The sequence below is a fragment of the Ancylobacter sp. TS-1 genome, from assembly GCF_009223885.1.
Lineage (GTDB): Bacteria > Pseudomonadota > Alphaproteobacteria > Rhizobiales > Xanthobacteraceae > Ancylobacter.
Map to the genome: position 1 here is coordinate 372,835 of NZ_CP045144.1, position 26,318 is coordinate 399,152.

Genomic DNA, 26,318 nt, shown 5'->3' on the forward strand with positions numbered 1-26,318 from the left:
GGCGGCGGGGCCGCGCCTTGAGCGCCGCGACCCCGGAGCGCGCTGGCGCGCGTCCGGGATGACGGTGACGGGGCTCAGCCTGCCGGCTTTAGTTCGCCCTCGAACTTGCGCCCGTCCGTGTCGCCGGCATCGACATGGATTTCCCGCCCCGTGGGCTCGTAGGAGACGCGGATCGCCGGGTCCTCGCTCAGCGAGATGCCGCCCTCCATCGAGAAGACCAGCGCGTCGCCCTGCATGACCTTGATGTTGTCGACGAACTGGGCGGGAATATAGGTGCGCGTCAGCGGGTCCATCTGCAGGCCGGAATAGTTCGGATGGCGGATCATGAGCTGGAGCTGCGACACCCGGCTCGCCTTGCTGGCATCGCTCAGGCCGTCGGCGCTGACGGATTTCAGCTTCAGCTGGCCGAGATTCTTCAGCGCCGTCTCCTCATCCTTCATCGCCGGCGCCGAGCAGCCGCCGGAGGCTTTCACATAGCTCTCGGCCATGTGCAGGCCGCCATCGCTGGTTTCGGCAATAACGCGCACATAGGAGTAGGAATTGACCCGCAGCCGGGTGCCGAGCGCGACGTCGCGGCGCTCGCCCCCGAAGGTGAAGGTGGCGGCGACCGGCGCGGGGTTCTCGTCGACGATGACGGTGAGCTTGCTGATCGTGCGCGGATCGCCGGCGGGCAGCATCACCTCGACCTCGATCGGCACCATGGCGGCATCTTCCGCCCGCTTGGGCGCGGTGAGGTGCACGAGCGGGCTCGCTTCCTCGATAGGGCGCTCGCCGAACACGTCCGGCTTGAGCGACTTCCAGCTGGCGTCGGCGCCGGGCTCCTGCGCCGCGGCCGCGCTGACGGCGAGGGCGGAGAACAGGGCGACGGCAAGAATCAGGCGGATTCGGCGATGCATGGCGATCTCCCGGGGCCCGTCGGATCGTTCATCGTCCGGCGGTTACCTGCATCATACGCCCTTGTGGCGTGGAATTGCAGGCACGAACACGCGAGCGCGTCGGTCGGTCGCTGCCGGTGCCGTTCCGTTCACTTTGCCGTGCCTTGCCGCTTCCGCGCGGGCCTCGCCGGTGCGATGTTCGCGCCGTGGCGTCGCCCTGTCCGGCGCCGATGCGAAATCAGGACGTAGCCGCTCATGCTTTCCCGCCGCTCGCTGTTCCAGGCCCTCGCCGCCGCACTCATTGCCGCTCCGCTCGGCGCTGCGGCGGTATCGGATGCGCAGGCCCAGTCCATCCCGACCAGCCGCCCGCCGACGCCGCGCCGCGAGCCGCGCCCCGCGCCGCGCCGGGGCTATACCTGGGTGCCCGGCCACTGGGCATGGAAAGCGCGCAGCGGCTGGATCTGGACGCCGGGGCACTGGGAAGAGAACCGGCGCGGCTTCGAGTTCGTCGGCCCGCGCTGGGTTCTCCGCCGGGGCCAGTGGATCTACGAGCCGGGCCGCTGGGTGCGCAGCTGGCGCTGAGGGAGCTTGGCGGCGGTAGCGGGCAGGGGATGATTCTTCTCAACGAACCCGCCGCGGTGCGATTGTAGGCTTGGAGCACCAGAGTTAATCTGACTGCGAATCCAACCGGGGGTCTCCTATGTCCAAGTCCATCGCCATCAAGCTTTCCGCCGTCGCCATCGTCGCTCTCGTCGCGGCGGGCTGCACCACCACCGAACGCCGCGTGGGTACGGGCGCGCTCATCGGCGCCGGCACGGGCGCCGTCATCGGCGGCATCGCTGGCGGCGGCACGGGCGCGGCCTGGGGCGCGGGCATCGGCGCGGTGGCCGGCGGCGCCATCGGTGCCGCGACCGCCAAGTGATCGCTGCTGCCAAGTGATCGCTGCTGCCAAGTGATCGCGACCGACGCATTGCGTTGAGACCGACGAGGCCGCGCTCCGGAAACGGGCGCGGCCTTTCGCTGTCCGCCCGGCGCGGCGGCCATTGCAGGACGGGGACGGGCGTGAGCGTCACGATCTACGGCATCAAGAACTGCGACACGATGAAGAAGGCCCGCGCCTGGCTCGACGGGCACGGCATCGCCTACGCCTTCCACGACTACAAGGCGTCGGGCATCGACGCCGGCCATCTGAAGGAGTGGGCCGGCAAGGCCGGCTGGCAGACCCTGCTCAACCGCGCCGGCACCACCTTCCGCAAGCTCGACGACGCCGACAGGGCGGATATCGACGAGGCGAAGGCGCTGGCGCTGATGCAGGCGCAGCCCTCGCTCATCAAGCGCCCGGTGCTGGATGTCGACGGCGCGCTGCTGGTCGGCTTCAAGCCGGAAGCCTATGAGAAGCAGTTCGGCTGAGCGTTTAGCCGTCATCCCGGAATTGCCGCAGGCAATATCCGGGATCGCGCCCCGGCTTCTTCTGCACGCGATCCCGGCTCTTCGCTGCGCTTCGGCCGGGATGACGGCAAAGGGACGGGCAGCGAGCCCTACCCCTTGATCCCGCGCGGCTTCCCTGCCACATCCCGGACCATGAACGCGCTCTCCAATTCCGCCGCCTCGCCGATCGCGCTCGAAGTCGCGCGCCGACGCACCTTCGCGATCATCTCGCACCCGGACGCGGGCAAGACCACGCTGACCGAAAAGCTGCTGCTGTTCGGCGGCGCGATCCAGCTCGCCGGCCAGGTGCGCGCCAAGAAGGACCGGCGCTCGACGCGCTCGGACTGGATGGCCATCGAGCGCGAGCGCGGCATTTCGGTCGCCACCTCGGTGATGACCTTCGAGTTCGACGGCCATGTGTTCAACCTGCTGGACACGCCGGGCCATGAGGACTTTTCGGAGGACACCTACCGCACGCTGACCGCCGTCGACGCGGCGGTGATGGTGATCGACGCCGCCAAGGGCATCGAGGCGCGCACCCGCAAGCTGCTGGAAGTGTGCCGCCTGCGCGACATTCCGATCATCACCTTCATCAACAAGATGGACCGCGAGAGCCGCGACCCGTTCGAGATCCTCGACGAGATCGAGAAGACGCTGGCGCTCGACACCACGCCGATGACCTGGCCGGTCGGGCGCGGGCGCGACTTTGTCGGTACCATGGACATCGCCACCGGCGGCATGCGGCTGCTCGACGGCGACGAGGGCAAGACCGGCGCGCTGCGCCAGATGAGCATGGCCGAGATCGCCGCGCTCAACGTGACGCTGGACGAGGCGGCGCTCGCCGAGGAACTCGGCCTCGTGCGCGAGGTCTGCAACCCGTTCGAGCTGTCCGCCTTTCTCGAAGGGCACCTCACGCCGGTCTATTTCGGCTCGGCGCTGCGCAATTTCGGCGTCGGCGACCTGCTCGAAGGGCTCGGCCGCTTCGCCCCGCCCCCGCGCGCCCAGCAGGCCGACAAGCGCCGGGTCGAGGCCGAAGAGCCGCGCATGACGGCCTTCGTCTTCAAGATCCAGGCGAACATGGACCCCAACCACCGCGACCGCATCGCGTTCGCGCGCCTGTGCTCGGGCAAGCTCCAGCGCGGCATGAAGGCGAAGCTGGTGCGCACCGGCAAGCCGATGGGCCTCGCCACGCCGCAATTCTTCTTCGCGCAGGACCGTCAGCTCGCCGAGGAAGCCTATGCCGGCGACGTGGTGGGCATCCCCAATCACGGCAATCTGCGCATCGGCGACACCCTCACCGAGGGCGAGGACATCAACTTCGTCGGCGTGCCGAGCTTCGCGCCGGAAATCCTGCGCCGGGTGAAGCTGCCCGACGCGATGAAGGCCAAGAAGCTGAAGCAGGCGCTGCAGGAGATGGCGGAAGAGGGCGTGGTGCAGGTGTTCCGCCCCACCGACGGCTCGCCGGCGCTGGTCGGCGTGGTCGGCCCGCTGCAGCTCGACGTGCTGAAGAACCGGCTGGAGGCCGAGTACGGGCTGGAGGTCGGCTTCGACATGTCGGAGTTCCAGCTCGCCCGCTGGGTGTCGTCGGAAGACCCCAAGCGGGTCGAGGAGTTCGCCGCCGGCAACAGGCTCTCGACGGCGGAGGATCTCGACGGCGATCTCGTCTTTCTCAGCCCGTCGGCCTTCATGATCGGCTACACCGGCGACCGCTGGCCGGGCATCGTCTTCACCGATGTGAAGGACGTGAAGAAGGCGGCGTGACCGGCGGGCCGGCTAGAGCGCCTGCAGGCTGGCGCGGCTCGACGCGATCCGCGGGTCGGCGATGACCACGCTGTCGCGGCCGGCATTCTTGGCGGCGTAGAGCGCCTTGTCGGCGTCGTTCAGTACCTGCTCGAAGCCCGCGCCGTTCATGAAGGCGATGCCGGCGCTGACCGATGCCTCGAGCCCTGCGATCTCCAGTTCCGCCGTCAGTTCCCGGAAGCGGTGCCGGATCCGCTCGGCCGCGCCCAGCGCCTCCTTGGCCGAGGCCGCCGGCAGAAGCACGGCGAACTCCTCGCCGCCCAGCCGCGCCGTGATCGCCGGTTGCGGGGCGTGATGCGTCATGGCGCGGGCGAAGAGAATGATGACCCTGTCGCCGGTGGCATGGCCGTGCTGGTCGTTGATCGCCTTGAAGCGGTCGAGGTCGAAGACGATCACGGCGGTCCCCTCCGCCAGCGCCAGGCTGGCGGCGGCTTCGAACAGCGCGCGCCGGTTGAGCAGGCCGGTCAGCGCATCGGTCATCGCCTCCAGCCGGTGGTGGCGGGCGATGCGCGCCTGATTGAGCGTGAGCGTCACGGCGCCGACGCCGGGTATGCAGGCGATCATGACGAGGAGCGACAGGTTTTCCGCCCAGCCCTGCGGGGCGGAATCGAGCACGGGCTGCCCGCTCTTCAGAAGCTCGACAGCGCAGGCGAGGAAGGACAGCGCCATGGCGGTATACAGGCCGCACAGGCTGGCGATGGCATAGGGCGCCTCTCGCCGGGCCTGCCAGTACTGGCCGGCCGTGAGCAGCAGCAGCGCGCCGACGGCGAGGTTGATCGGGACGAAGCCGAGGCCGGTATAGCCCGCCGCCAGCGCCGGCAGCGCCAGCACCCAGCTCGCCAGCGTCAGGCGAATGACCAGGGGGCGCGGCGAGCGGTCGGTCCGGAAGCGATAGCCGGCCCCCACCAGCAGCGAGAGGCCGGCGATGATGATGGCGAAGGCAACGACGCCCGCCAGGGGCACCGGGTGCGCCACATAGAAGCCGTAGATCAGCAGCCCGAGGCCGGAAACGGCGCCGCCGGCCGAGCAGGCCAGCAGATAGCCGTCCTTGGGCGCCATCAGCCAGCCCATGAAGATCATGATCGACAGGCAGGCTGCCGATATGCCGACGGCCGTCAGCAGAGTGACGTAATCAAGCAGCATGGCAATGGCCGTTGCGGGTTCGGCGGGCATGCTGCCCTTACGGGAGACGCGATGCAATCCGTCGTCGTGATCGACCTCGCCCGCGCGGGACGATTTTCCGCTCAGCGGGTCACGATGATCCGGGTATTGGCGCTGCCATATTCCTTCACCAGGGCGAACAGCGCCGCCGCATTGTTCGGGTGGAGGCGCACGCAGCCATGCGAGGCGGGGCGGCCGAGCCGGCGAATGTCGGTGGTGCCGTGGATGGCATAGCCGCCATTGAAGAAGATCGAGTAGGGCATCGGCGCGTTGTCGTATTTACGCGAGTAGTAGCGCCGGTGCATGCGCTGGACCCCGTAGCTTCCGGTCGGGGTCCGGTAGCCCTTGCGGGCAGTCGAGACCGGCCAGGAATAGCGCGGCTGGCCGTCGACGATGACCTCCATGCGCTGCTTCGACAGGTTGATCTGGGCCACCACGATGCGCGGGGCGACCGGCTCCGGCGCCGTCGCGGCCGGCGTCACCGACGCGACGGGCGCGTTCGCGGCCGGGGTGGCGACGGCAGCCGCAGGAGTGGCGACGGGAATGGCAGGGGCGGCGGCCGGCATCGCCGGGGTGGCAATGGGGGTGGCGATTGCGGTGGCCGGCGTCGCGTCGGAGGGCGACGGCGATGCGGAGGCGGGCGTCGTTGCCGCCTGCACGGCCGCCGGCTGCATGGGCACGCCATGCGCCGCTCCGGCGGGCAGGGTCGCCGCCTGCGCCTCCGGCCCGGGGATCGTCGCGCCGGGCCTGGCGAGGGACGGCGCGGCGCTGCCGTCCGGCTGGGCGAGGCTTTCCGCATGGACGGGAAGCGCCGTCAGCAGCGACGCGGCCATGGCGAGCACAGTGAACAGGGACTTCATGCCGGCTCTCCCCCAGATTGCGGCAGCATTCTGACATGCGGAGGCGGCGCGGTGGAGCGCCGATGCCGGCTATGGTTTACACAACCGTATGATCGCAAGGCGCCGGCCGGCCCGCGCCGCGCGTCCGCCGGTCCCTTACGGACGCGCGGAACGACCGATGGCGCTTCGATTGGAAACGATCTAGCGTCGCGCCGGAATCCAATCCGGGAGCGCTTCAATGATCCTGATGCTGGTGGGCCTCGCCCTCTTCGTCGCCATCCACGTCGTCGCCGCGCGCCGCAAGGCCGGCGCCGCCGCCTTCGCCGGCATGGGCACGACGACCTATCGCACCCTCCATGCCGTCGTGGCGGTGGCCGGGCTGGCGCTCATCGCCTACGGCTTCGGCCAGTGGCGCGCGGAAGGCCCGCTCCAGCTCTACATCCCGCCGGTTGGGCTGCGCCATCTCGCGCTGCTGCTGATGCTGGTCGCCTGCATCGCCGCAATCGCCGCGCTGGTGCCGAGCCACATCAAGGCGTGGCTGAAATTTCCCTTCCTCGTCGCCATCAAGATCTGGGCGCTGGCGCATCTGCTGGCCAATGGCGACGCCGCGACGGTTACGCTGGCGGTGGTCATTCTCGGCTGGGCCGTGGCCCTGCGCATCCTCGCCAAGCGCCGTGGCGCGCCGCTGCCGGTGGCCCCTGCTGGCTGGTCGGGCGACCTCGTTGCGGTCGTCGGGGGTGTCGTGCTTTATGCCGTCCTCACCTTCTGGTTCCACCCCTACATCGTCGGGGTGCCGGTGATGGGTTGAGCGGCGCGCCCGCAAAAGCGCGCGCCGCGACGAGCAAGAGGAACACGCCAGACATGTCCGTCCAGTCCGCCGCGCGCCGTCTGACCGCACCGGATATCCGTGCGAAGAAGGGCGGCGATCCGATCGTCTCGCTGACCGCCTACCACGCCCACACGGCCCGCCTCATCGACCCGCATGTCGACTTCATGCTGGTGGGCGATTCGCTGGGCATGGTGATGCACGGCATGGAGACGACGGTGCCGGTGACGGTCGACATGATGATCCTGCAGGGGCAGGCGGTCATGCGCGGCTCCTCGCGGGCTCTGGTGGTGGTGGACCTGCCCTTCGGCTCCTATGAGGGCTCGCCGCAGCAGGCCTTCGCCACCGCCGCGCGGGTGCTGAAGGAAACCGGCGCCGGCGCGATCAAGCTGGAAGGCGGGCGGCGCATGGCCGAGACCGTGCGCTTCCTCGCCGACCGCGGCGTGCCGGTCATGGGCCATGTCGGGCTGACCCCGCAGGCGATCAACACGCTGGGCTCGTTCAAGGCGCTTGGCCGCGACGAGGCGAGCGCGGCGCTCATCCTCGACGATGCCCGCTCCATCGCCGATGCCGGCGCCTTCTCCATCGTGCTGGAGGCGATCTCCGAGCCGCTGGCCCGGCAGATCACCCGGGAGGTGGCGCCGCCGACCATCGGCATCGGCGGCTCGCCCGCCTGCGACGGGCAGATTCTGGTGCTGGAGGACATGCTCGGCCTGTCCGACCGGGTGCCGAAATTCGTGAAGAAGTTCGCCGATATCGGCCCGTCCATCGGGGCGGCGGTCGAGTCCTATGCCAGCGAGGTGCGGGCGCGCAGCTTCCCCGGGCCCGAGCACGTCTACGCCCCGAAGAAGTCCTGAAAAGACAAGCCGGCCGGCGAGGTTGCGCGGGTTCCGGCGCGATTTGCCTTGTTGAGGCCGCATCGCTAGTTTACCCGGCCCTTTCCAGTACGGCCCACCGGCGCACGGGCCTTTTGACGAGCTTTCGACGGACGCGACATGGCTGACATCTTCCACGAGATCGACGAGGACCTGCGTCGCGAGCGATTCAACCGGCTGTGGACCCGTTACGGTTCGTATCTGATCGGCCTGGCCGTGCTGGTCGTCATCGCCGTCGCCGGCTGGCGCGGCTATGAATGGTGGCGCCTCCAGCAGGATCAGGCCGCCGGCGCGCAGTTCGAGACCGCGCTGCAGCTCGCCGTCGGCGGCAAGGCCACCGAGGCCGAGGCCGCCTTCCAGCAGATCGAGAAGGAAGGCACGCCGGGCTACCGCGTCCTGGCGCGCTTCCGTGCCGCCACCGAGCTTGCCAAGACCGACCGCGCCGCCGCCATCGCCGACTATGACGCGATCGCCAAGGATCCCGCGATCAGCCCGCTGATGCAGAACGTCGCCCAGGTGCGCGCGGCCCTGCTGCTGGTCGACACCGCCCCGCTCGCCGACATCGAGAGCCGGCTCAAGCCGCTCGACACCCCGACCGGCGCCTTCCGCCACTCGGCGCGCGAGATCGTCGGCCTCGCCCAGTACAAGGCCGGCGACTACAAGGCGGCCACCGACAGCTTCACCGCGATCCTGAACGACGGCGAGACCCCGCCCGGCCTGCGCCGCCGCGCCGAGCTGCTGCGCACGCTGGCGGCAGCCTCGATGCCCATGCCGGCGCCGACGCCCGCCGCGACCCCCGCCGCCGCCCCGGCCGTGCAGTGAGGAGGCGCGCCATGCACCGGCTCCCCAAGCTCTCCCGCCGGATGCGCCGGGCGCTGCTGCTTGCGCCGGTGCTCGGGCTGACCCTCGCGGTCGCCGGCTGCGAGACGCTCGATTCGATCAACCCCTTTGTCGAGCGCGAGAAGCTGCTGCCGGGCGCCCGCGCGCCGGTCTTCCCCGAGGGCGTTCCCGGCGTCGACTACAACCAGCCGCCGCCGCAGCCGGCTAATTCCAGCTATGGCTACCCGCCTGCCGAGCCAGCCCCGGCGGAGCCCGCGACGACCGGCGCAGCCCCTTCCGGCCAGTGACGCCACCGGCGCGGAGGCGCCTTTACCGATGACGATTACCGTCGCCATTGTCGGCCGGCCCAATGTCGGCAAGTCGACCCTGTTCAACCGTCTGGTGGGCAAGCGCCTCGCGCTTGTCGACGACCGCCCCGGCGTGACCCGCGACCGCCGCGAGGGCGAGGCGCGCCTCGGGCACCTGTCCTTCCGCGTCATCGACACGGCGGGGCTGGAGGAGGCGAAGTCCGAGACGCTCGAAGGGCGCATGCGCGGCCAGACCGAGGCCGCGATCGCCGACGCCGACGTGCTGCTGTTCCTGATCGACGCCAAGGCCGGCATAACGCCGAGCGACCGCGTCTTCGCGGACCTCGCCCGCCGTTCCGGCAAGCACACCATTCTCGTCGCCAACAAGGCCGAGGCGCGCGGCTCGGAAGGCGGCACGCTCGATTCCTATGCGCTCGGCCTCGGCGAGCCGGTGGAACTCTCCGCCGAGCATGGCGACGGCATGGCCGACCTCGTGCGCGCGCTGGCCGTGGTCGTGCCGGACGAAGAGGACGAGGAGGAAGAGGACGGCCCCGGCGGAAGGCGCATCCGCGTCGCCGTGCTCGGCCGCCCCAATGCCGGCAAGTCCACCCTGATCAACGCCCTGCTCGGCGAGGACCGCCTGCTGACCGGCCCGGAGGCCGGCATCACCCGCGATTCCATCGCCGTCGACATCGAGCGCCACGGCGTGGCGCTGCGCGTCTTCGATACCGCCGGCATGCGCAAGCGCGCCCGCATCGACGACAAGCTGGAGAAGCTCTCCGTCGCCGACGGCCTGCGCGCCGCCCGCTTCGCCGAAGTGGTCGTGGTGCTGATGGATGCCACGCATCCCTTCGAAGAGCAGGACCTGCGCATCGCCGACCTCGCCGAGCGCGAGGGGCGGGCGGTGGTGCTGGCGCTGTCCAAGTCCGATCTGGTCAAGGACCAGCCGGGCATGGTCAGCCAGATGCGTGGGGAGGCCGACCACTGGCTGCCGCAGCTCAGGGGTGCCCCGGTGGTGCTGCTCTCGGGCCTGACCGGCGAGGGTCTCGACCGTCTCGTGCGGGCGATCCAGCAGGCGCATGAGGTGTGGAACCGGCGGGTGTCGACCAACCCGCTCAACCGCTGGCTCATCGAGACGACCGAGAACCATCCGCCGCCGGCGGTGTCCGGCCGCCGCATCAAGCTGCGCTACATCACCCAGCCCAAGGCGCGCCCGCCGAGCTTCGTGCTGTTCTGCTCGCGCGCCGACGCGCTGCCGGAAAGCTATGTGCGCTATCTGGTGAACAGCCTGCGCACCAGCTTCGACCTTCCCGGCGTGCCGATAAGGCTCACGCTGCGCGAGAAGGACAACCCCTACGCCGAGAAGGAGTAGGCCCGCCGGCTGCGGGCGGTCTTGTCCGCCCGTTCCACAGGTCTTGCCCCTCTCCGCGCGGCGTCGAACGCCGCCAGCCCTTTTCCCGCATCCGGCGCCGCCCCCTTGAGTGTGGGCGCCAAAAGTGGACGTCACCGATGCTCATCGGCATTCTCGCGGGCCTCACCACGGGGGCGTTGTGGGGGCTGGCCTTCGTGGCGCCGCGCGTGGTGGCGCCCTTTTCCGCTCTCGACATTTCGGTGGCGCGCTATCTGATCTTCGGTGTGGTCAGCGTGGCGCTGATGGTCCTGCCGCAGTTCCGGCCGACCGGCCTGTCGTGGCGCATGCTGGCGGTGGGGCTCGCGCTCGGTGCGGTCGGCACCTTCGGCTACTTCCTCGCCATCTCCTATGCCGTGCTGCTCGCGGGCGCGGTGCTGCCGCCGCTCATCACCGGCACGGCGCCGGTGTTGCTGGCCATCGTCGCCAATTTCCGCGAGCGGTCGCTGCCATGGGGGCGGCTGGCGGTGCCGCTGCTGCTGATCGCCGCCGGTCTCGGCGTGGTCAATCTCGCCAGCCTCCAGGAGAGCGCCACCGGCGAGGTCGGACGGCTGCTTGGCGGCGTGGCGCTGTCGGTGTTCGCTCTGCTGATGTGGGTCGCCTATGGCCTCGCCAACGCCGTCGTCATGCGCGCGCCCGATGCGCCCGATGCGCTGCGCTGGACCGGCGTGCAGGGGCTGGGCTGCGGCGCGCTGGCGCTCCTCCTGCTCCCGGCGATCTCGATGGGGCCGGCGATGCCCGATCCCGACAGCGCGGCCACGTTGCGCTTCCTGCTGTGGGCGCTGGGGCTCGGCGTCGTCACCTCCTGGGTCGGCACCTATGGCTGGGTGGTTGCCTCCGAGCGCCTGCCGATGGCGCTTTCCGCCCAGCTCATCGTGGCGGAAACGGTGTTCGGGCTGATCTACGGCCTGTGCTTCGAGCAGCGCTGGCCGACCGCTGCGGAGGCGGTCGGCGGGCTGCTGCAACTGGTCGGCGTCGTCGTGGCGGTGGCGATCTTCTCCCGCCGCCGGATCATGCCGGAACCGCAAACGCCTTGAGGCTGCGCGTGGGGAAGTCGTAGAGCTTTCCGGTCTCCTCGAAGCTCGGCAGGCAGAGCGCGAGGATGGACTGCGCAAGTTCCTCCGGGGCGGGGAGGGTTTCCGGGTCCTCGCTGGGGAACGCCTTGGCGCGCATGCCGGTGCGAATCGGGCCCGGATTGATCAGGTTCACCTTGAGCTTCGAGATGTTGGCCACCTCGTTCGCCCAGGTGCGCGCCAGCACCTCCACCGCCGCCTTGGTGACGGCATAGGGGCCCCAGAAGGCCCGCGCCTTGTGCGCGGCGCCCGAGGACACCAGCACCGCTCGCCCGGCGGTGGAGAGCCGCAGCAGCGGGTCCAGCGAGCGGATGAAGCGCCAGTTGGCGGTGAGGTTGACCGCCAGCGTGTCGTCCCACTCCTTCGGCTCGATCTGGGCGAGCGGCGTCATCGGGCCGAGCACGCCGGCATTGCCGACGAAGATGTCGAGCCGGCCGAAGCGCTCGAACAGCGCGCCGCCGAGCCGGTCGATGCCGGCACCGTCCTTGACGTCGAGCGGCACGAGGGTGGCGCTCGAACCGGCGGCGACGATGGCGTCGTCGAGTTCCTCCAGCGCGCCGGAGGTGCGCCCGATCGCGATCACATGCGCGCCGGCTTCGGCCAGCGCCAGGGCGGTCGCCCGGCCGATGCCGCGCGTGGCGCCGGAGACGAGGGCGAAGCGGCCGGCGAGCGGGCGCGCGGCGGTGTCCGCCGGGGGAAGTTCCGACATGGCGTTTCCTCGAACTGTCAGCTTTCGTCCGTCAGCACCACCGACGGCGCCGAGCGCCGGGCGGGGCCGTGCGTGACGGCCTCGATGTTGTTGCCCTCGGGATCGAGCACGAAGGCGGCGTAATAGCCGGGGTGATAGTCGCGCAGGCCCGGCGCGCCATTGTCGCGCCCGCCGGCCGCCAGCGCGGCGGCATGGAAGCGGCGCACCGTTTCCTCGTCCGCCGCCTGGAAGGCGATGTGAGCCCGCCCGGTCGTCGGCTCGCCGGGCGAGACGAACAGCTCGTCGGCGAAGAAATAGCCATCACCCTCGACCAGCGGCACGCCGAGCACGTCCAGCACCGCCGCATAGAAGCGCCGGCACGCCGCGAAGTCGGCGACGACCAGCGACACGTGGTCGATCAGCCGGCCGCGATGCCACTGCGTCAGCTCGACCATGCCGGCTCAGCTCGCCTCGGCGAGCAGCGAGAGCTGGCGCGGGGATTCCTCGCCGTCGCGGTCGGTGAGCGGGGTCGGGTACTCGCCGGTGAAGCAGTGGTCGGTGTATTGCGGGCGCGCGGGGTCGCGGCCCTCATGGCCCATCGCCTTGTAGATGCCGTCGATGGAGAGGAAGGCCAGGCTGTCGGCGCCGATATAGCGGCGCATGCCTTCGAGGTCGTGCGTCGCCGCCAGCAGCTTGTCGCGGTCCGGCGTGTCGATGCCGTAATAGTCCGGGTGGGTGATCGGCGGCGAGGAAATGCGGAAATGCACCTCGCGGGCGCCGGCCTCGCGCATCATGCGGACGATTTTGACCGAGGTGGTGCCGCGCACGAGGCTGTCGTCGATCAGCACGATGCGCTTGCCCTCGACCACGGCGCGGTTGGCCGAGTGCTTCATCCGCACGCCCTGGTCGCGCACCGACTGGGTCGGCTGGATGAAGGTGCGGCCGACATAGTGGTTGCGGATGATGCCAAGCTCATAGGGCAGGCCCGAGGCCTGCGAGAAGCCGATGGCGGCCGGCACGCCGGAATCGGGCACCGGCACCACGAGGTCGGCATCGGCCGGGGCCTCGGCGGCAAGCTGCATGCCCATGGTCTTGCGCACCTGGTAGACCGAGTGCCCGCCGACGACCGAATCCGGCCGGGCGAAATAGATGTACTCGAAGATGCAGGGGCGGGGCGGCACGCTGCCGAAGGGGCGCAGCGTCTCCACCTTGTCGGAGGAGAAGACGATGACCTCGCCCGGCTCGATGTCACGCACGTGGCGCGCACCAATTATGTCGAGAGCGCAGGTCTCGGAGGTCAGGATCGGGTGGCCGTCGAGCTCGCCGAGCACCAGCGGGCGGATGCCGAGCGGGTCGCGCGCGCCGACCAGCTTCTTGTTGGTGAGGCCGACAAAGGCGTAGGCGCCTTCCAGCGTGCGCAGCGCGTCGATGAAGCGGTCGGTGAAGCGGGGGCGCTTGGAGCGGGCGACGAGGTGGAGCATCACCTCGGTGTCGGAGGTCGACTGGCAGATGGCGCCGTCGCGGATGAGCTGGCGGCGCAGGGAGAGGCCGTTGGTCAGGTTGCCGTTATGGGCGATGGCGAAACCGCCGCCGTCGAGTTCGGCGAAGAGCGGCTGCACGTTGCGCAGGATGGTCTCGCCGGTGGTCGAATAGCGCACATGGCCGACCGCGATATGGCCGGGCAGGCGCTTGATCGCCTCGCCGTCGGAGAAGGCGTCGGAGACCAGGCCGAGACGCCGCTCGGAGTGGAAACGCCTGCCGTCATAAGTGGTTATGCCGGCGGCTTCCTGGCCGCGATGCTGCAGGGCGTGCAGGCCGAGCGCGGTGATCGCCGCCGCGTCGGGGTGCCCGTAAATGCCGAACACGCCGCACTCCTCGCGCAGCGTGTCCCCGTAATCGTCATAGAACTCGTCCGCCTGCGCCGGTTTGGACGACACGTGATCAGCAGTCAGATTGGCCATCGGACCATCGCTCCTCGGCGCAGTTCAAGGCTGCGCCCGCTTCATGCTCGAATGCAACTGGGCCCCGGGACGGCTTTGTCCCACGGGCGCGGTCGAATTATGGCGCCGAAGGCTTTGCCTGGCCGGGAGCGGCAGGAGCCGGGTTGAACGGCTCCGGCGGCGGCTCGGTCGGCTCGGCATCCTTCGAGCTGCGAATGTCGCGTATCAGGCTCTCGGGGTCTTCCGGCAATACGGAGATGAGCCAGTCACCCGCACTTTGCAAGACCAGCTTGGAGCGGGCGTCGCGAATCCATTCGGGCTGGCCCTGCTCGTTCTGGACCAGCCAGTTGAAGAACAGGTAGGCCACAACCATGATCAGGAAGCCGCGGGCGAGGCCGAACAGGAAGCCGAGCGTGCGGTCGAGCGCGCCGATGCGGCTGTCGAGCACGAGGTCGGAGATGCGCACCGTGATGATCGAGACGATCAGCAGGGTGACGATGAACACGCCGCCGACCGTGGCCGCCATCGCGAAGGTGTCGTTGGAGATGTACTGCTTCGCGTAGGGCAGGACGTGGGGATAGGTGTAGAGCGTCACCAGCGCGGCGGCGATCCAGGAGGCGATGGCGAAGACCTCGCGCACGAAACCGCGCACCATGGCCAGCAGGCCGGAGACCACCATCACGGCGACGAGGATGATGTCGAGCAGCGTCAAGACTATCGCACCGTGGTCGAGGCGGCTTCCGGCGGGATCGGGCAGCGAATCTGCACCGTCCCTGCCCTCAGCAGGATCGCGCGACGTATAGCGTGCGGGAGGGCGCGCGTCATCCCTCTTGGCGCTCGCGCGGTGCCCGGCGGGGTGCCCGCGAGGCGATGGCGGCCACGATATCCCCAAGAGAGGTCACCGTCTCGGTGGCGAGCGGGGGCTCCAGCGCCTCTTTCGCCGCTTCCTTGGCCGTCTCCTTGCCCGCTTCCTTGGCCTTCGCGTTGCCGCTCGCGCTGCCCTTGGCCTCCGGCGCGACGGCGCGGGTGAAGCCGAGCTTGGCCGCTTCCTTCAGCCGCGCCAGCGCGTGCGGCACCGGGCGCACCGCGCCGGTCAGGCTCACCTCGCCGAAATAGACGCAGTCATGCGGCAGCACCGCGCCGGACAGCGAGGAGATGAGCGCGGCGGCGACCGCGAGGTCGGCGGCCGGCTCGCTGATGCGGAAGCCGCCGGCGACGTTGAGATGCACGTCATGCGCGCCGAGCTTGATGCCGCAGCGCGCCTCCAGCACGGCGAGCACCATGGAGAGCCGGCTCGGGTCCCAGCCGACGGCGGCGCGGCGCGGCGTGCCGAGATTGGTCGGCACCACCAGCGCCTGAATCTCGACCAGCACCGGGCGCGTGCCCTCCATGCCGGCATAGACCGCCGTGCCGGGCGCGCCGCTGTCGCGGTTGGACAGGAACAGCTCGGAGGGGTTGGCGACTTCCGCCAGGCCGAGGCCGGTCATCTCGAACACGCCGATCTCGTCGGTCGGCCCGAAGCGGTTCTTCTGCGCCCGCAGGATGCGGAAGTGGTGGGCGCTGTCGCCCTCGAAGGAGAGCACGGCGTCGACCATGTGCTCGACCACGCGGGGGCCGGCGATCTGCCCGTCCTTGGTGACGTGGCCGACGAGGATGACGGCGGCGCCGGCGCGCTTGGCGTAGCGGATGAGGATCTGCGCCGAGGAGCGCACCTGCGTGACCGTGCCGGGGGCGGATTCCACCGTGTCGGTCCACATGGTCTGGATCGAATCGATCACCACCAGCGCCGGCCGGCGACCCTCCGACAGCGTGGCGACGATGTCCTCGACATTGGTTTCGGCGGCAAGCTCGACGGCGGCGCCGGCAAGGCCCAGCCGCTCGGCGCGCAGGCGCACCTGCGCCACCGCCTCCTCGCCCGAGACATAGATGACGCGGTGCCCGGCGCTGGCCAGCGCGGCCGAGGCCTGAATCAGCAGGGTCGACTTGCCGATGCCGGGATCGCCGCCGATCAGCAGCACCGAGCCGGGCACCAGCCCGCCGCCGGCCACCCGGTCGAGTTCGGAAATGCCGACGCGCACGCGCGGCGCGTCCTCGGAGGCGCCCGAGAGGCTCTCCAGCGCGATCAGGCGCCCCTTGCGGCCGCCGCGCAGCGTCGCCGGCAGCGTGTCGGCGGCGGCGGTTTCCTCGGCGATGGAGTTCCACGCGCCGCAGGAATCGCAGCGGCCCTGCCAGCGCGTATGCGCGGCGCCGCAGACCTGACAGATGAAGGAGGCGGCGCGCTTGGCCATGAGGGCGGTCGTCCGGCTGTTGATCGATCCCTGCTTCTATCGCCATTCGGCGAAAGAACAAACAGGGATCAAAGGGCGGCGCCCGGCGCTAGACCCAGCGCCGGTGATAGCGCCGGCCAAGCGAGGTCAGGATCTCGTAGTCGATGGTGTGGGAGTGGCGCGCGAGGTCGTCGAGGCTCAGCCCGTCGCCGAGTAGCGTGGCGAAGTCGCCGGGCTGGATGTTGTCCTCCGCCACCTCGGTGACGTCGACGGCGAGCAGGTCCATCGAGATGCGTCCGATCAGCGGGCAGCGATGGCCCGCTATCACCGCTTCGGCGCCCGGCCGCAGGTCGGAGGCGCCGGCGAGGCGCGGTATGCCGTCGGCATAGCCGGCCGAGAGGATGGCGACGCGGCTCGGGCGCAGCGCGGTGTGCGCCCCGCCATAGCCGACCGTCTCGCCCTCATGCACCCGGCGAAGCTGCACGACGCGCAGCTCCAGCCGCACCACCGGGCGCAGCGGCGCCACGTCCTTGCGCGGGCGCCCGCCATAGACCGCGATGCCCGGCCGCACGAGGTCGAAATGGTACGCCGGATCGCCCAGCGCGCCGGCGGAATTGGCGAGCGAGGCGCGCACATCCGGGAACAGCGCGGCGATGGCGCGGAAATCCTCGAGCTGGCGCGCATTGAGCGGATGATCGGGCTCGTCGGCGCAGGCGAGGTGGCTCATCACCAGCACCAGCGGAAAGCCCAGCTCGTCGCGCCCTTCGGCGACATTCACGGCTTCGGCCGGAGTGAGCCCCAGCCGGTTCATGCCGGTGTCGACATGGAGTGCCGCCGGCAGGCCCTCGCCGATGTCGGCGCAGAAGGCGCTCCAGCGTTCCACCTGATCGGCGCTGCCCAGCACCGGGCGCAGCGCCTGCTCGCGATAGGCCGCCTCGGTGCCGGGGAAGAGGCCGTTGAGGACGAAGATCTCGGCCTCGGGCAGCAGGCCGCGCAGTTGCCGGGCCTCGGCGAGCAGAGCGACGAAGAAGCTGCGCGCGCCGGCCTGCCAGAGCGCCGGGGCGGCCCGCGTCAGGCCGATGCCATAGGCGTCGCCCTTCACCACGGCGGCGCAGGCGGCCGGCGCCGCGCGGCGGGACAGTTCCTGATAATTGGCGGAAAGCGCCGACAGGTCGACGGTGAGGATGCCGCCGGCCTCGGAAAGCGGAATGTCGCGGTCGGTCACGGTCGGAAACTCAATGGTCCGGCAGGCGGTCGCCCTGCGCGAGCGAGGAGAAGCGGGTGAACTGCGCCTCGAAGGCGACCTTCACCGTGCCGGTGGGGCCGTGGCGCTGCTTGCCGATGATGACTTCGGCGGTGCCCTGGGCGGCCTTCATGTCCTGGTCCCACTTGAACCATTCCTCGCTGCCTTCCTTGGGCTCCTTGTTCTTGAGGTAATATTCCTCGCGGAAGACGAACATCACCACGTCGGCATCCTGCTCGATCGAGCCCGATTCGCGAAGGTCGGACAATTGCGGACGCTTGTCGTCGCGGGACTCGACCTGACGCGAGAGCTGGGAGAGCGCCATGATCGGCACCGCCAGCTCCTTGGCCAGAGCCTTGAGGCCGGTGGTGATCTCGGTGATTTCCTGCACGCGGCCTTCCGACGCCTTCTTGGACGAGCCGGTCAGCAGCTGGAGATAGTCCACCACCATGAAATCGAGGCCGCGCTGGCGCTTGAGCCGGCGGGCGCGGGCGCGAAGCTGCGCGATCGAGATACCGCCGGTGTCGTCGATGTAGAGCGGGATGGTCTGCATCATCTGCGCGCCGGCGGCGAGCTTGTCGAAATCGCTTTCCGAGATGTCGCCGCGGCGGATCTTGTAGGAGGGAATCTCGGTCTGCTCGGCGAGGATACGGGTAGCGAGCTGCTCGGCCGACATTTCCAGCGAGAAGAAGCCGACCACGCCGCCGTCGAGGGCGCGGATCGAGCCGTCCGGCAGCGTCTCCGAGCGGTAGGCGGCGGCGACGTTGTAGGCGATGTTGGTGGCGAGCGCGGTCTTGCCCATGCCGGGACGGCCGGCGAGGATGATCAGGTCGGAGGGCTGAAGGCCGCCCATCATGTGGTCGAGGTCGTCGAGCCCGGAGGCGAGGCCGGACAGGTGGCCGTCGCGCTGGAAGGCGCGGCTGGCCATGTCGACGGCTTCCTTGAGGGCGTCGGTGAAGCGCAGGAAGCCGCCATCGTAGCGGCCGGTCTCGGCCAGCTCGTAAAGCCGCTTCTCGGCCTCCTCGATCTGGTCCTGCGGCGTGGCGTCGATCGGGGCGTCATAGGCCTCGTTGACGATCTCCTCGCCGATGGCGATCAGGTCGCGCCGCACCGACAGGTCGTAGATGGTGCGCCCGTAATCCTCGGCGTTGATGATCGTCGTCGCCTCGGCGGCGAGGCGGGCCAGATATTGCGGCACCGTCAGCCCGGCGACGTCGAGTTCGCCCGGCAGGAAGGTCTTGAGCGTGACCGGCGTCGCCACCTTGCCGGCGCGGATCAGCGCGCTCGCGGTCTCGTAGACGGCGGTGTGGATAGGCTCGAAGAAATGGCGCGGCTCGAGGAAGTCCGACACCCGGTAGAACGCCTCGTTGTTGACGAGGATCGCACCCAGCAACGCCTGCTCCGCCTCGACATTGTGCGGGGCGCTGCGGAAGGTCGCTTCGGGCGCCGCCGGCTGGCGGTTGGGGGAATCGAGCATGTCGTATCCGGGTGCGGGTGGTGCGCCCCAACAGGAGCACGCTTCACAGAGCTACCTTCACCCCGGGAACGAGTCCGGGCGAATCGCACGCGTCCTATTTTGTCCTGTGGAGGGCCTGTGGAAAGCCGAATCTCGCTTGACGGGATTCGGCCCCGGCGGGGGAGGGCGGCGCCTTCTCCCGGCCGTTCCCGGCGCTACTCGCCCGCCAGCCGCAGCCCCGGGCGGTTCTGGCGCTCCATGTCCTTCAGCGCCTTCTCGGCCTCCGCGATATAGGTGCGCGTGAGCGGCACCACGCCCTCGCGCCGGGCGAGCTGGACCTGGAAGACCATCATGCCCTGATGGCGGAAGGCCATCTCGGAGGAGGCGAGATAAAATTCGAACATGCGCACGAAGCGCGCATCGTAGAGCCGCTCCACCTCCTCGCGATGGGCGAGGAAGCGCTCGCGCCACGCCTTCAGCGTCTCGGCGTAATGCAGGCGCAGGATCTCGACATCGGTGACGAACAGCCCGGCCCGCTCGATGGCCGGCAGCACTTCCGACAGCGCCGGGATGTAGCCGCCGGGGAAGATGTACTTGGCGATCCACGGATTGGTGATGCCCGGCCCCTCCGAGCGGCCGATGGAGTGGATCAGGGCGACGCCGTCCTCCTTCAGCAGCTGCGCGACCCGGGTGAAATACTCGTCGAAATGGCTGACGCCGACATGCTCGAACATGCCGACCGAGACGATGCGGTCGAACGGGCCGGGGACGTCGCGGTAGTCCTGGAGGCGGAATTCGGCGCGCTCGGCGAGGCCGCGTTCTTCGGCGCGCGAGCGGGCGACGCCGAGCTGCTCCTGCGAGAGGGTGACGCCGGTCACCTGCGCCCCGGCATTGCCGGCGAGATAGAGCCCCATGCCGCCCCAGCCGCAGCCTATGTCGAGCGCGGTGAGGCCCGGCCGGTCGAACAGCAGCTTGGCGGCGATGTGGCGCTTCTTGGCGAGCTGGGCGTCGTCGAGCGACTGGCCGGGATGCTCGAAATAGGCGCAGGAATATTGCCGGTCGGCGTCGAGGAACAGCGAGTAGAGCCGGCCGTCGAGGTCGTAATGGTGGGCGACGTTCTTCTGCGAGCGGTCGCGCGGATTGAACTGCGCCAGCCGGCGGAACAGGAAGCGCAGCTTCATGAGAAACTTCGCGCTGGCGCTCGGCACCTGCAGGCCGACCTGCGCCATCAGAACCGCGAGCACATCGGCGAGGTCGCCCTGCTCGATCTCGGCGCCGCCCTCCATGTAGGCTTCGCCGAACTTCAGTTCCGGATCGAAGAATATCCGGCGCTGCCAGGCCTGCGAGGTGAAGCGGACGGCGAGTGGCTCTCCTGTGCCGTCGCCGTAGGTGGCGCGCATGCCGGAGGCGAAGATGACGGTGAGCGAGCCGCGCTGAACGATGCGCGCGAGGACCTGCGAGAGTAACCGTTCCATCGGCCAACCCCAAAGGTACTGGCAGACCGATGACACCAGCCGCAAGGGCTGTGCGCCAAGCGATGCTGCCTGCCCATGACCTGGGCATGTCTATGATCTGCAAATCATTGCATCACATGATTTTCGTCCCGGCAATATTCCAGAGGGTGCATCTTATGCAAAAAAGCCCGGCCGCGAACGGCCGGGCTACGCCTTTTGACGTATTACGTTAGGTCAATGCTTCAGGCCTGCTCGTCCTCAGCCTCGACCTCGGCCTCGGCGGCGGCCTCCTCCAAGTATTCGGCCTCGTCCTCGTCCTCGTCGTCGCGAACGACCGAGAGGTCTTCGCCGCGCGACTGGCGGGCGGCTTCCTCGGCGCTGCGGGCGACGTTGGCGCGCACGTTAACCTCGACCTCGGGGTGCAGCGTCACCGGGACGTCGTGCAGGCCGATGGTCTTGATCGGGTGGTTGAGGACGATCTGCTGGCGCGAGACCGAGAAGCCGGCGGCGGTCAGGCCCTCGGCGACGTCACGCGAGGACACCGAGCCGTAGAGCTGGCCGGTTTCGCCGGCCTGGCGCACCAGCACGACCTCGGTGCCGGCGAGCTTCTCGCCGACCTTGATCGCCTCGGACTTCAGTTCGAGGTTGCGGGCCTCGAGCTGGGCCTTCATCGAGTCGAAGCGGCTCTTGTTGTCCTTGGTGGCGCGCAGCGCCTTGCCCGAGGGCAGGAGGAAATTGCGGGCGAACCCGTCCTTGACGCGGACGATGTCGCCGATCTGGCCGAGCTTGGCCACGCGTTCCAGCAGAATGACTTCCATTTTCGTTCTCCGTTCTATGTCGTCTGATTTCAATCGGGGCAGGGTCAGCCGTCGTTGGCTGCCGGCGGACCGCCCTTGGGGCCCCCGCGCCGGAAGCGGCCGCGAAGGCCGAAAAGGGTTTCGACAAGGCCGAGCAGGGCGAGGGCCGCGAAGGGCCAGCCCAGCGCCAGCGCGGCGATCCACACCGTCGCGATCACCAGCGAGCGGCCGGCGGCGCCGCGGGTGATCCAGTGGATGGTGGCGAGGCCGATGAAGCCGAAAGCCATGATCAGCGTGGCGCTGAGCAGTTCCGCCAGCAGCCCGACGAAGCCGCCGGCCAGGCTGGCGGCGATCAGCGTGCCGGCCAGCAGCGCCGTGCTCGCGCGCGGCACCGAGATGGTGGCAAGGTCCGGCCAGGGGCGCATCAGCCGGCCCGACAGGCGCGCGGCATGGGCGCCGAGCCAGAGATTGCCGAGCTGCGTCACCATGGTGACGACGGCGGCGGCCGGCGGCATCACCACCACCAGAAGGTCGATCAGCCGCTCCATCTCGGCGCCACCGGCGCCGGGATTCTCCTCCAGCATCGCCTGAAACAGCGTGCGCAGCGCGGCCTGGTAGCCCTCGACCGAGCCGGCCACCAGCGGGATCAGCGCCGCCACGGCGAGGCAGCCGAGAATCGCGGCCGCCAGCACCACGCGGCCGATCGGGAACCACTCGAACGGGCCGTCCGGCTGCGACTGGCGGGCCATCAGGGCGAGATAGGAAAGCACATAGGCGGGCAGGCCGACGCCGGCGACATAGGCCAGCAACAGGTCGAGCCCGAAGAACACGCCGATGGCGACGGCGGCCGACGACGCGGCGGTCAGCGCGGCGACATGCGTCCAGCCGAGACCGACGATGAGGATGGGCAGCGGGGCGAGGTAGAACAGGGGCAGGGCAATGGCGTTGCCGGTCGCGACGGTGGCGACCAGAAGGGCGGACGCCGCACCGGCGCCGAACGCTATGAGCCAGTTCTGTATCATCGACGCGCTGTCCCGCTTTCGGCGGTTAGAGGCGGATCATGTCCGCCCCAGCCAAGCTCCACGGGATCAGCCCCGTGGACCTGTCGGAAATTTCTCGTATGCGACGTCCCCGGCCGGAGCCGGGGACGCTAGGGCGTCACGCGATCAGCGGATCACGAAGGGCAGCAGGCCGAGGAAGCGCGAGCGCTTGATCGCCTGGGCCAGTTCGCGCTGCTTCTTGGCCGAGACGGCCGTGATGCGCGAGGGAACGATCTTGCCGCGCTCGGAGATGTAGCGCTGCAGCAGGCGCACGTCCTTGTAGTCGATCTTCGGCGCGTTGGCGCCGGAGAACGGGCAGGTCTTGCGACGGCGGAAGAAGGGGCGACGGGCGCCCGAGGAGTTCGCGGAAGGACCGCCAGTACCACCGAAAGCCATCACTCGTTCTCCTGGTTGGCCGGAGCCTCATCACGGTCGCGGCGCGGGCCACGATCGCCACGGTCGCCGCCGAAGCCGCGACCACCACCACCACCGAAGCCACGGTCGCCGCCGAAGCCGCGATCACCGAAGCCGCGATCGCCGCGATCGTCACGGTCACGCTTCTGCAGCATGACGGACTGGCCTTCCTCAAGCTCCTCGACGCGGATCGTCAGGACGCGAAGCACGTCCTCGTCGATGCGCTGCTGGCGCTCGAGCTCGGCAACCGCCGCCGCCGGGGCGTCGATGTTGAGCAGCGAGAAATGGGCCTTGCGGTTCTTGCGGATGCGATAGGTGAGCGTCTTCACGCCCCAGTACTCGGTCTTGAGGACCGAGCCGCCATTCGCTTCGATCACGCCCTTGAATCGGGCGGTGAGTTCCTCGACCTGCTGCGCCGTGACGTCCTGGCGCGCGAGGAACACGTGCTCGTAGAGAGCCATGTTTCGTGCCTTTCCAATAGGATACCGCACCATTGCGGCCCATCATCCCGGCGCCGAGCCCTTCGAGCCCCGGAAAGGCTCGAACAATCTCGAAGGCGGGGACACGGGACGACGCAGACCCTCGGGCCTGCTGCCGGCACGGGGATGAGCCCATGCGCGACCGTCCGTTCAGCCCCCGGCCGGGACTGACAGTGCGCGGGCTTATACGTGAAAAGCGGCGGAAATCAAGGCCGAGACGCGGCGGCGATCGACGGTTCGGGTATCGCGGGCGCAACGGTGGCGCCGTCCACCTCGCTGCACACGCGGCCGCGACCGGACCGTTTGGCGCGGTAGAGCGCCTCGTCCGCCCGTCCGGTCAGCGAGGAGGCGCTGTCGCCGCGCCGGAAGGTGGCGACGCCGAGGCTCAGCGCGACCGCAAGCGCATGGCCTCCCATCGCGAAGGGCGTGGCGGTGGCGGCCATGCGAAGCCGCTCGGCCAACGCCTTGCCCTGATCGAGGTCGCTGTGCAGGGCGATGACGGCGAATTCCTCGCCGCCCGTGCGAAACACGCGGTCGGTGCGCCGTCCCTGCGAGGTGAGGAGCCGGGCGACATGGACGAGCACGTCGTCGCCGCGATCATGTCCATATTCGTCGTTCACCTGCTTGAAGTGATCGACATCGATGACGATGAGGGCGAAACCGGCGGTTCCCGCGCCGGCGGCATCCATCGCGTCGGTGAGGGCGCCGATGAAGGCGCGCCGATTGGCAAGGCCGGTCAGCGGGTCGGTGTAGGCGGCGTTCTCCAGTTCGGCGATCTTCATGACGTCTCGGGCGGTCCGCCGCGCCAGCGTGACGACGCCGAACATGAAGCTGGCCGCCGTGACGTCGAGGGCCGCGCCCAGCAGGGCGCTGCTGCCGCCCGGCTCGACGGTCAGGCGGTTGAGCGCCGAGAAGGTGCCCAGCACCAGCGTCGCCGCGAGCAGCCACGACATGCCGAGCCAGGCGCGGCGAAGGGCGCGGCGCGGCGCCATATGCGCCAGTCGGAAGGCGCGCATGCCGGCGGCGCCGACGAGAAAGAAGGAGAGAAGGTCAAGCAGCAGGACGAGGGTGGTCATCTGAACCGTTTCGAATGTACGCGCCACGAGGTGCCGTTCGGGCGGGAGCCGAGCGGGGAACTCCGTGAAGGGCCCAGGGCACGGCGCGCCGCCTCCCGGGCCTTGCAGCTTGACATGGGGCGCCGGCCGGTGTTCCTGCGCCCGCCAATTCCTAGCGCAAGAGTAACCTTACGTCATGAGCAGCGCGTTCGTTTTCCCCGGCCAGGGCAGTCAGGCCGTCGGCATGGGTAAGTCCCTCGCCGACAGCTTCGCCGTCGCGCGCGCCGTTTTCGAGGAAGTCGACGAGGCGCTCGGCGAGAAGCTCTCCACCATCATGTGGGACGGGCCGATCGAGACGCTGACGCTGACCGCCAACACCCAGCCCGCCCTCATGGCCGCCTCGGTGGCCGCGCTGCGGGTGCTGGAGAGCGAGGCCGGCCTCGATCTCGCCCGTGACGCCGCCTTCGTCGCGGGCCATTCGCTGGGCGAATATTCCGCGCTCGCCGCCGCCGGCTCGATCTCGCTCGCCGACACGGCCCGGCTGCTGCGCCTGCGCGGCACCGCCATGCAGGCGGCGACGCCGGTCGGCACCGGCGCCATGGCGGCGATCCTCGGCCTCGATTTCGAGCAGGTCGTCGCCGTCGCCGCCGAAGCGGCTCAGGGTGAGGTCTGCGACATCGCCAATGACAACGCGCCCGGTCAGGTCGTGGTCTCCGGAGATGCCGCGGCCGTCGAGCGGGCCTGCGAGATCGCCAAGCGCGAGGGCGCCATGCGCGCCATCCTGCTGACCGTTTCCGCGCCCTTCCATTGCCGGCTGATCGCCTCCGCCGCCGACGCCATGCGCGAGGCGCTGGCCGGTGTCGAGGTGCGCGCGCCGAAGGTGCCGCTGGTCGCCAACGTGACCGCCGCGCCCGTGACCGATCCGGACGAGATCCGCGCCCTGCTGGTGAAGCAGGTCACGAGCACGGTACGCTGGCGCGAATCCGTTTCCTTCATGGCGGGGCAGGGCGTCACCCGCCTCGTCGAGGTCGGCACTGGCAAGGTGCTGTCCGGCCTCACCAAGCGTATCGCCCGGCAGGTTGCCGCCGCCAATGTCGCAACGCCCGAGGATGTCGCCGCCTTCGCCGCCCCGGCGGAAGCGTGACGGTCCCGGCTTGAGAGATATCAGGAGAGTCCCGTGTTCGATCTGACAGGCAAGACGGCCCTCGTCACCGGCGCGACGGGTGGCATCGGCGGCGCCATCGCCCGGTCGCTGCACGCGCAGGGGGCCACGGTGGCGCTTTCGGGCACCCGCCGCGAGGTGCTGGAGGCGCTGGCCGCCGAACTCGGCGAGCGCACCCATGTGCTCCCCGCCGACCTCGCCAACATCGAGCAGGTCGAGGCCCTCGTGCCGCAGGCCGAGGAGGCGATGGGCGCCCTCGACATTCTGGTCAACAATGCCGGCATCACCCGCGACGGCCTGTTCGTGCGCCTCTCCGACGAGGCGTGGGACACGGTGATCGCGGTGAACCTCACCGCCGGCTTCCGCCTGACCCGGGCCGCCGCCCGTTCCATGATGCGCCGGCGCACCGGCCGCGTCATCGGCATCACCTCGGTGGTGGGCGTCACCGGCAATGCCGGCCAGGGCAATTATGCCGCCGCCAAGGCGGGGCTTATCGGCATGTCGAAGGCGCTGGCCAAGGAAGTGGCGGCGCGCGGCGTGACGGTGAACTGCATCGCGCCGGGCTTCATCGCCACGCCGATGACGCATGTGCTGAACGACAAGCAGAAGGAAGCGATTCTCTCCGCCGTGCCGGCCGCCCGGCTGGGCACGCCGGAAGACATCGCCGCCGCTGCCGTTTATCTCGCCTCCGACGAGGCCGCCTATGTGACGGGCCAGACCCTGCACGTGAACGGCGGAATGGCGATGATCTGAGCAAGGCCGCGCCGACCGCTGTTAACCCGCTCTTTACGGTGCTGGTTTTGGTGGTTGAAGTGTGCTAACGACCGCCTCGGCTCACAGGGGTGGACACCGCGACACCGTCGTGGATTCGTCCGGACACCTCCTGTAATCGGGGCAGAAAACAGGCCGCC

At 69.6% G+C, this 26,318-nt stretch carries 28 protein-coding genes; 12 read left to right on the forward strand and 16 right to left on the reverse strand.

Going from position 1 to position 26,318, the window contains the following annotated elements; genetic code table 11:
• Nucleotides 1-74 precede the first annotated feature (74 nt).
• Nucleotides 75-896, reverse strand: a complete 822-nt coding sequence (locus GBB76_RS01805; protein WP_152301706.1) for a quinoprotein dehydrogenase-associated SoxYZ-like carrier — start codon at nt 894-896, stop codon at nt 75-77.
• A 234-nt stretch (nt 897-1,130) separates the two neighbouring features.
• Here GBB76_RS01805 and GBB76_RS01810 point away from each other — a divergent pair, with 234 nt between their 5' ends.
• From GBB76_RS01810 to GBB76_RS01825, 4 genes are all read left to right on the forward strand, one after another.
• Entirely contained in the window at nt 1,131-1,457 is a 327-nt protein-coding gene (locus GBB76_RS01810) for a YXWGXW repeat-containing protein (RefSeq protein ID WP_152301707.1), read from the forward strand.
• A 118-nt stretch (nt 1,458-1,575) separates the two neighbouring features.
• The gene (locus GBB76_RS01815; protein WP_152301708.1) at nt 1,576-1,797 is read left to right on the forward strand and encodes a YMGG-like glycine zipper-containing protein; all 222 of its coding nucleotides are present in this window, start codon (nt 1,576-1,578) and stop codon (nt 1,795-1,797) included.
• Nucleotides 1,798-1,937: 140 nt separating this feature from the next.
• Nucleotides 1,938-2,285, forward strand: coding sequence for an ArsC family reductase (locus GBB76_RS01820; protein WP_152301709.1), 348 nt, complete (start codon nt 1,938-1,940; stop codon nt 2,283-2,285).
• 171 nt (nt 2,286-2,456) lie between these two features.
• On the forward strand, nt 2,457-4,064 hold the full coding sequence (locus GBB76_RS01825) for a peptide chain release factor 3 (RefSeq protein WP_152301710.1): 1,608 nt from the start codon (nt 2,457-2,459) through the stop codon (nt 4,062-4,064).
• 12 nt (nt 4,065-4,076) lie between these two features.
• On the opposite strand, the gene GBB76_RS01830 is transcribed toward GBB76_RS01825, so the two are convergent.
• Together GBB76_RS01830 and GBB76_RS18990 are read right to left on the reverse strand one after the other, a co-directional pair.
• Nucleotides 4,077-5,276, reverse strand: coding sequence for a diguanylate cyclase (locus tag GBB76_RS01830; protein WP_152301711.1), 1,200 nt, complete (start codon nt 5,274-5,276; stop codon nt 4,077-4,079).
• Between the two features lie 71 nt (nt 5,277-5,347).
• Entirely contained in the window at nt 5,348-6,124 is a 777-nt protein-coding gene (locus tag GBB76_RS18990; protein ID WP_371717039.1) for a L,D-transpeptidase family protein, read from the reverse strand.
• Nucleotides 6,125-6,341: 217 nt separating this feature from the next.
• Between GBB76_RS18990 and GBB76_RS01840 the strand changes: the two genes are divergently transcribed.
• The 6 genes from GBB76_RS01840 to GBB76_RS01865 all read left to right on the forward strand — a co-directional run bounded on the left by GBB76_RS01840 (nt 6,342) and on the right by GBB76_RS01865 (nt 11,376).
• A complete protein-coding gene (locus GBB76_RS01840) occupies nt 6,342-6,911 on the forward strand; it encodes an NnrU family protein (RefSeq protein ID WP_152301712.1) in 570 nt (189 codons plus the stop codon).
• Between the two features lie 53 nt (nt 6,912-6,964).
• Nucleotides 6,965-7,786, forward strand: a complete 822-nt coding sequence (gene panB, locus GBB76_RS01845) for a 3-methyl-2-oxobutanoate hydroxymethyltransferase (RefSeq protein ID WP_152301713.1) — start codon at nt 6,965-6,967, stop codon at nt 7,784-7,786.
• Nucleotides 7,787-7,924: 138 nt separating this feature from the next.
• Entirely contained in the window at nt 7,925-8,626 is a 702-nt protein-coding gene (locus GBB76_RS01850; protein ID WP_152301714.1) for a tetratricopeptide repeat protein, read from the forward strand.
• 11 nt (nt 8,627-8,637) lie between these two features.
• A complete protein-coding gene (locus GBB76_RS01855) occupies nt 8,638-8,931 on the forward strand; it encodes a hypothetical protein (RefSeq protein WP_152301715.1) in 294 nt (97 codons plus the stop codon).
• Between the two features lie 28 nt (nt 8,932-8,959).
• Nucleotides 8,960-10,303, forward strand: coding sequence for a ribosome biogenesis GTPase Der (gene der, locus GBB76_RS01860; RefSeq protein WP_152301716.1), 1,344 nt, complete (start codon nt 8,960-8,962; stop codon nt 10,301-10,303).
• 137 nt (nt 10,304-10,440) lie between these two features.
• Nucleotides 10,441-11,376, forward strand: a complete 936-nt coding sequence (locus tag GBB76_RS01865) for a DMT family transporter (protein ID WP_152301717.1) — start codon at nt 10,441-10,443, stop codon at nt 11,374-11,376.
• On the opposite strand, the gene GBB76_RS01870 is transcribed toward GBB76_RS01865, so the two are convergent.
• The 13 genes from GBB76_RS01870 to GBB76_RS01930 all read right to left on the reverse strand — a co-directional run bounded on the left by GBB76_RS01870 (nt 11,351) and on the right by GBB76_RS01930 (nt 24,266).
• Entirely contained in the window at nt 11,351-12,121 is a 771-nt protein-coding gene (locus GBB76_RS01870) for an SDR family NAD(P)-dependent oxidoreductase (protein WP_152301718.1), read from the reverse strand. The genes GBB76_RS01865 and GBB76_RS01870 overlap by 26 nt on opposite strands.
• Before the next feature lie 17 nt (nt 12,122-12,138).
• Nucleotides 12,139-12,555 (reverse strand): VOC family protein, encoded by a 417-nt coding sequence (locus GBB76_RS01875; RefSeq protein ID WP_152301719.1) that lies wholly within the window; start codon nt 12,553-12,555, stop codon nt 12,139-12,141.
• 6 nt (nt 12,556-12,561) lie between these two features.
• Nucleotides 12,562-14,061 carry an amidophosphoribosyltransferase gene (purF, locus tag GBB76_RS01880; RefSeq protein WP_152301720.1) on the reverse strand — a complete coding sequence of 500 codons (1,500 nt, stop codon included), beginning with the start codon at nt 14,059-14,061 and terminating at the stop codon, nt 12,562-12,564.
• A gap of 97 nt (nt 14,062-14,158) precedes the next feature.
• Entirely contained in the window at nt 14,159-14,758 is a 600-nt protein-coding gene (locus GBB76_RS01885; protein ID WP_246669094.1) for a CvpA family protein, read from the reverse strand.
• Nucleotides 14,759-14,861: 103 nt separating this feature from the next.
• Nucleotides 14,862-16,328, reverse strand: coding sequence for a DNA repair protein RadA (gene radA, locus GBB76_RS01890; RefSeq protein WP_152301722.1), 1,467 nt, complete (start codon nt 16,326-16,328; stop codon nt 14,862-14,864).
• Between the two features lie 88 nt (nt 16,329-16,416).
• Nucleotides 16,417-17,532, reverse strand: a complete 1,116-nt coding sequence (gene alr, locus GBB76_RS01895) for an alanine racemase (protein ID WP_152301723.1) — start codon at nt 17,530-17,532, stop codon at nt 16,417-16,419.
• Between the two features lie 10 nt (nt 17,533-17,542).
• Nucleotides 17,543-19,027 carry a replicative DNA helicase gene (locus GBB76_RS01900; protein WP_152301724.1) on the reverse strand — a complete coding sequence of 495 codons (1,485 nt, stop codon included), beginning with the start codon at nt 19,025-19,027 and terminating at the stop codon, nt 17,543-17,545.
• A 194-nt stretch (nt 19,028-19,221) separates the two neighbouring features.
• A complete protein-coding gene (locus GBB76_RS01905; RefSeq protein WP_152301725.1) occupies nt 19,222-20,481 on the reverse strand; it encodes a cyclopropane-fatty-acyl-phospholipid synthase family protein in 1,260 nt (419 codons plus the stop codon).
• A 221-nt stretch (nt 20,482-20,702) separates the two neighbouring features.
• On the reverse strand, nt 20,703-21,278 hold the full coding sequence (gene rplI, locus GBB76_RS01910) for a 50S ribosomal protein L9 (RefSeq protein WP_152301726.1): 576 nt from the start codon (nt 21,276-21,278) through the stop codon (nt 20,703-20,705).
• Nucleotides 21,279-21,322: 44 nt separating this feature from the next.
• Nucleotides 21,323-22,279 (reverse strand): DUF2232 domain-containing protein, encoded by a 957-nt coding sequence (locus GBB76_RS01915; RefSeq protein ID WP_152301727.1) that lies wholly within the window; start codon nt 22,277-22,279, stop codon nt 21,323-21,325.
• A 144-nt stretch (nt 22,280-22,423) separates the two neighbouring features.
• On the reverse strand, nt 22,424-22,693 hold the full coding sequence (gene rpsR, locus GBB76_RS01920; RefSeq protein WP_152301728.1) for a 30S ribosomal protein S18: 270 nt from the start codon (nt 22,691-22,693) through the stop codon (nt 22,424-22,426).
• Nucleotides 22,693-23,172, reverse strand: a complete 480-nt coding sequence (gene rpsF, locus GBB76_RS01925) for a 30S ribosomal protein S6 (protein WP_152301729.1) — start codon at nt 23,170-23,172, stop codon at nt 22,693-22,695. Before rpsF ends, rpsR begins: the two co-directional genes overlap by 1 nt.
• 224 nt (nt 23,173-23,396) lie before the next feature.
• Nucleotides 23,397-24,266, reverse strand: a complete 870-nt coding sequence (locus GBB76_RS01930; RefSeq protein WP_152301730.1) for a GGDEF domain-containing protein — start codon at nt 24,264-24,266, stop codon at nt 23,397-23,399.
• 175 nt (nt 24,267-24,441) lie between these two features.
• On the opposite strand from GBB76_RS01930, the gene fabD reads away from it, so the two are divergent.
• Together fabD and fabG are read left to right on the forward strand one after the other, a co-directional pair.
• Nucleotides 24,442-25,389 (forward strand): ACP S-malonyltransferase, encoded by a 948-nt coding sequence (gene fabD, locus GBB76_RS01935; RefSeq protein WP_152301731.1) that lies wholly within the window; start codon nt 24,442-24,444, stop codon nt 25,387-25,389.
• A gap of 33 nt (nt 25,390-25,422) precedes the next feature.
• The gene (gene fabG, locus GBB76_RS01940; protein WP_152301732.1) at nt 25,423-26,160 is read left to right on the forward strand and encodes a 3-oxoacyl-[acyl-carrier-protein] reductase; all 738 of its coding nucleotides are present in this window, start codon (nt 25,423-25,425) and stop codon (nt 26,158-26,160) included.
• The last annotated feature ends 158 nt before the right edge of the window (nt 26,161-26,318 follow it).

What these genes read in the sequence shown, in the direction of transcription:
- GBB76_RS01865 (WP_152301717.1), top strand. Translation starts at nt 10,441, where the DNA reads ATGCTCATCGGCATTCTCGCGGGCCTCACCACGGGGGCGTTGTGGGGG.
- GBB76_RS18990 (WP_371717039.1), bottom strand. Translation starts at nt 6,124, where the DNA reads ATGAAGTCCCTGTTCACTGTGCTCGCCATGGCCGCGTCGCTGCTGACG.
- GBB76_RS01805 (WP_152301706.1), bottom strand. Translation starts at nt 896, where the DNA reads ATGCATCGCCGAATCCGCCTGATTCTTGCCGTCGCCCTGTTCTCCGCC.
- GBB76_RS01810 (WP_152301707.1), top strand. Translation starts at nt 1,131, where the DNA reads ATGCTTTCCCGCCGCTCGCTGTTCCAGGCCCTCGCCGCCGCACTCATT.
- GBB76_RS01840 (WP_152301712.1), top strand. Translation starts at nt 6,342, where the DNA reads ATGATCCTGATGCTGGTGGGCCTCGCCCTCTTCGTCGCCATCCACGTC.
- GBB76_RS01915 (WP_152301727.1), bottom strand. Translation starts at nt 22,279, where the DNA reads ATGATACAGAACTGGCTCATAGCGTTCGGCGCCGGTGCGGCGTCCGCC.
- GBB76_RS01855 (WP_152301715.1), top strand. Translation starts at nt 8,638, where the DNA reads ATGCACCGGCTCCCCAAGCTCTCCCGCCGGATGCGCCGGGCGCTGCTG.
- rpsR (WP_152301728.1), bottom strand. Translation starts at nt 22,693, where the DNA reads ATGGCTTTCGGTGGTACTGGCGGTCCTTCCGCGAACTCCTCGGGCGCC.
- fabD (WP_152301731.1), top strand. Translation starts at nt 24,442, where the DNA reads ATGAGCAGCGCGTTCGTTTTCCCCGGCCAGGGCAGTCAGGCCGTCGGC.
- GBB76_RS01875 (WP_152301719.1), bottom strand. Translation starts at nt 12,555, where the DNA reads ATGGTCGAGCTGACGCAGTGGCATCGCGGCCGGCTGATCGACCACGTG.
- GBB76_RS01850 (WP_152301714.1), top strand. Translation starts at nt 7,925, where the DNA reads ATGGCTGACATCTTCCACGAGATCGACGAGGACCTGCGTCGCGAGCGA.
- GBB76_RS01900 (WP_152301724.1), bottom strand. Translation starts at nt 19,027, where the DNA reads ATGCTCGATTCCCCCAACCGCCAGCCGGCGGCGCCCGAAGCGACCTTC.
- der (WP_152301716.1), top strand. Translation starts at nt 8,960, where the DNA reads ATGACGATTACCGTCGCCATTGTCGGCCGGCCCAATGTCGGCAAGTCG.
- GBB76_RS01870 (WP_152301718.1), bottom strand. Translation starts at nt 12,121, where the DNA reads ATGTCGGAACTTCCCCCGGCGGACACCGCCGCGCGCCCGCTCGCCGGC.
- GBB76_RS01930 (WP_152301730.1), bottom strand. Translation starts at nt 24,266, where the DNA reads ATGACCACCCTCGTCCTGCTGCTTGACCTTCTCTCCTTCTTTCTCGTC.
- radA (WP_152301722.1), bottom strand. Translation starts at nt 16,328, where the DNA reads ATGGCCAAGCGCGCCGCCTCCTTCATCTGTCAGGTCTGCGGCGCCGCG.
- rpsF (WP_152301729.1), bottom strand. Translation starts at nt 23,172, where the DNA reads ATGGCTCTCTACGAGCACGTGTTCCTCGCGCGCCAGGACGTCACGGCG.
- GBB76_RS01830 (WP_152301711.1), bottom strand. Translation starts at nt 5,276, where the DNA reads ATGCCCGCCGAACCCGCAACGGCCATTGCCATGCTGCTTGATTACGTC.
- GBB76_RS01825 (WP_152301710.1), top strand. Translation starts at nt 2,457, where the DNA reads ATGAACGCGCTCTCCAATTCCGCCGCCTCGCCGATCGCGCTCGAAGTC.
- GBB76_RS01815 (WP_152301708.1), top strand. Translation starts at nt 1,576, where the DNA reads ATGTCCAAGTCCATCGCCATCAAGCTTTCCGCCGTCGCCATCGTCGCT.
- panB (WP_152301713.1), top strand. Translation starts at nt 6,965, where the DNA reads ATGTCCGTCCAGTCCGCCGCGCGCCGTCTGACCGCACCGGATATCCGT.
- purF (WP_152301720.1), bottom strand. Translation starts at nt 14,061, where the DNA reads ATGGCCAATCTGACTGCTGATCACGTGTCGTCCAAACCGGCGCAGGCG.
- GBB76_RS01905 (WP_152301725.1), bottom strand. Translation starts at nt 20,481, where the DNA reads ATGGAACGGTTACTCTCGCAGGTCCTCGCGCGCATCGTTCAGCGCGGC.
- rplI (WP_152301726.1), bottom strand. Translation starts at nt 21,278, where the DNA reads ATGGAAGTCATTCTGCTGGAACGCGTGGCCAAGCTCGGCCAGATCGGC.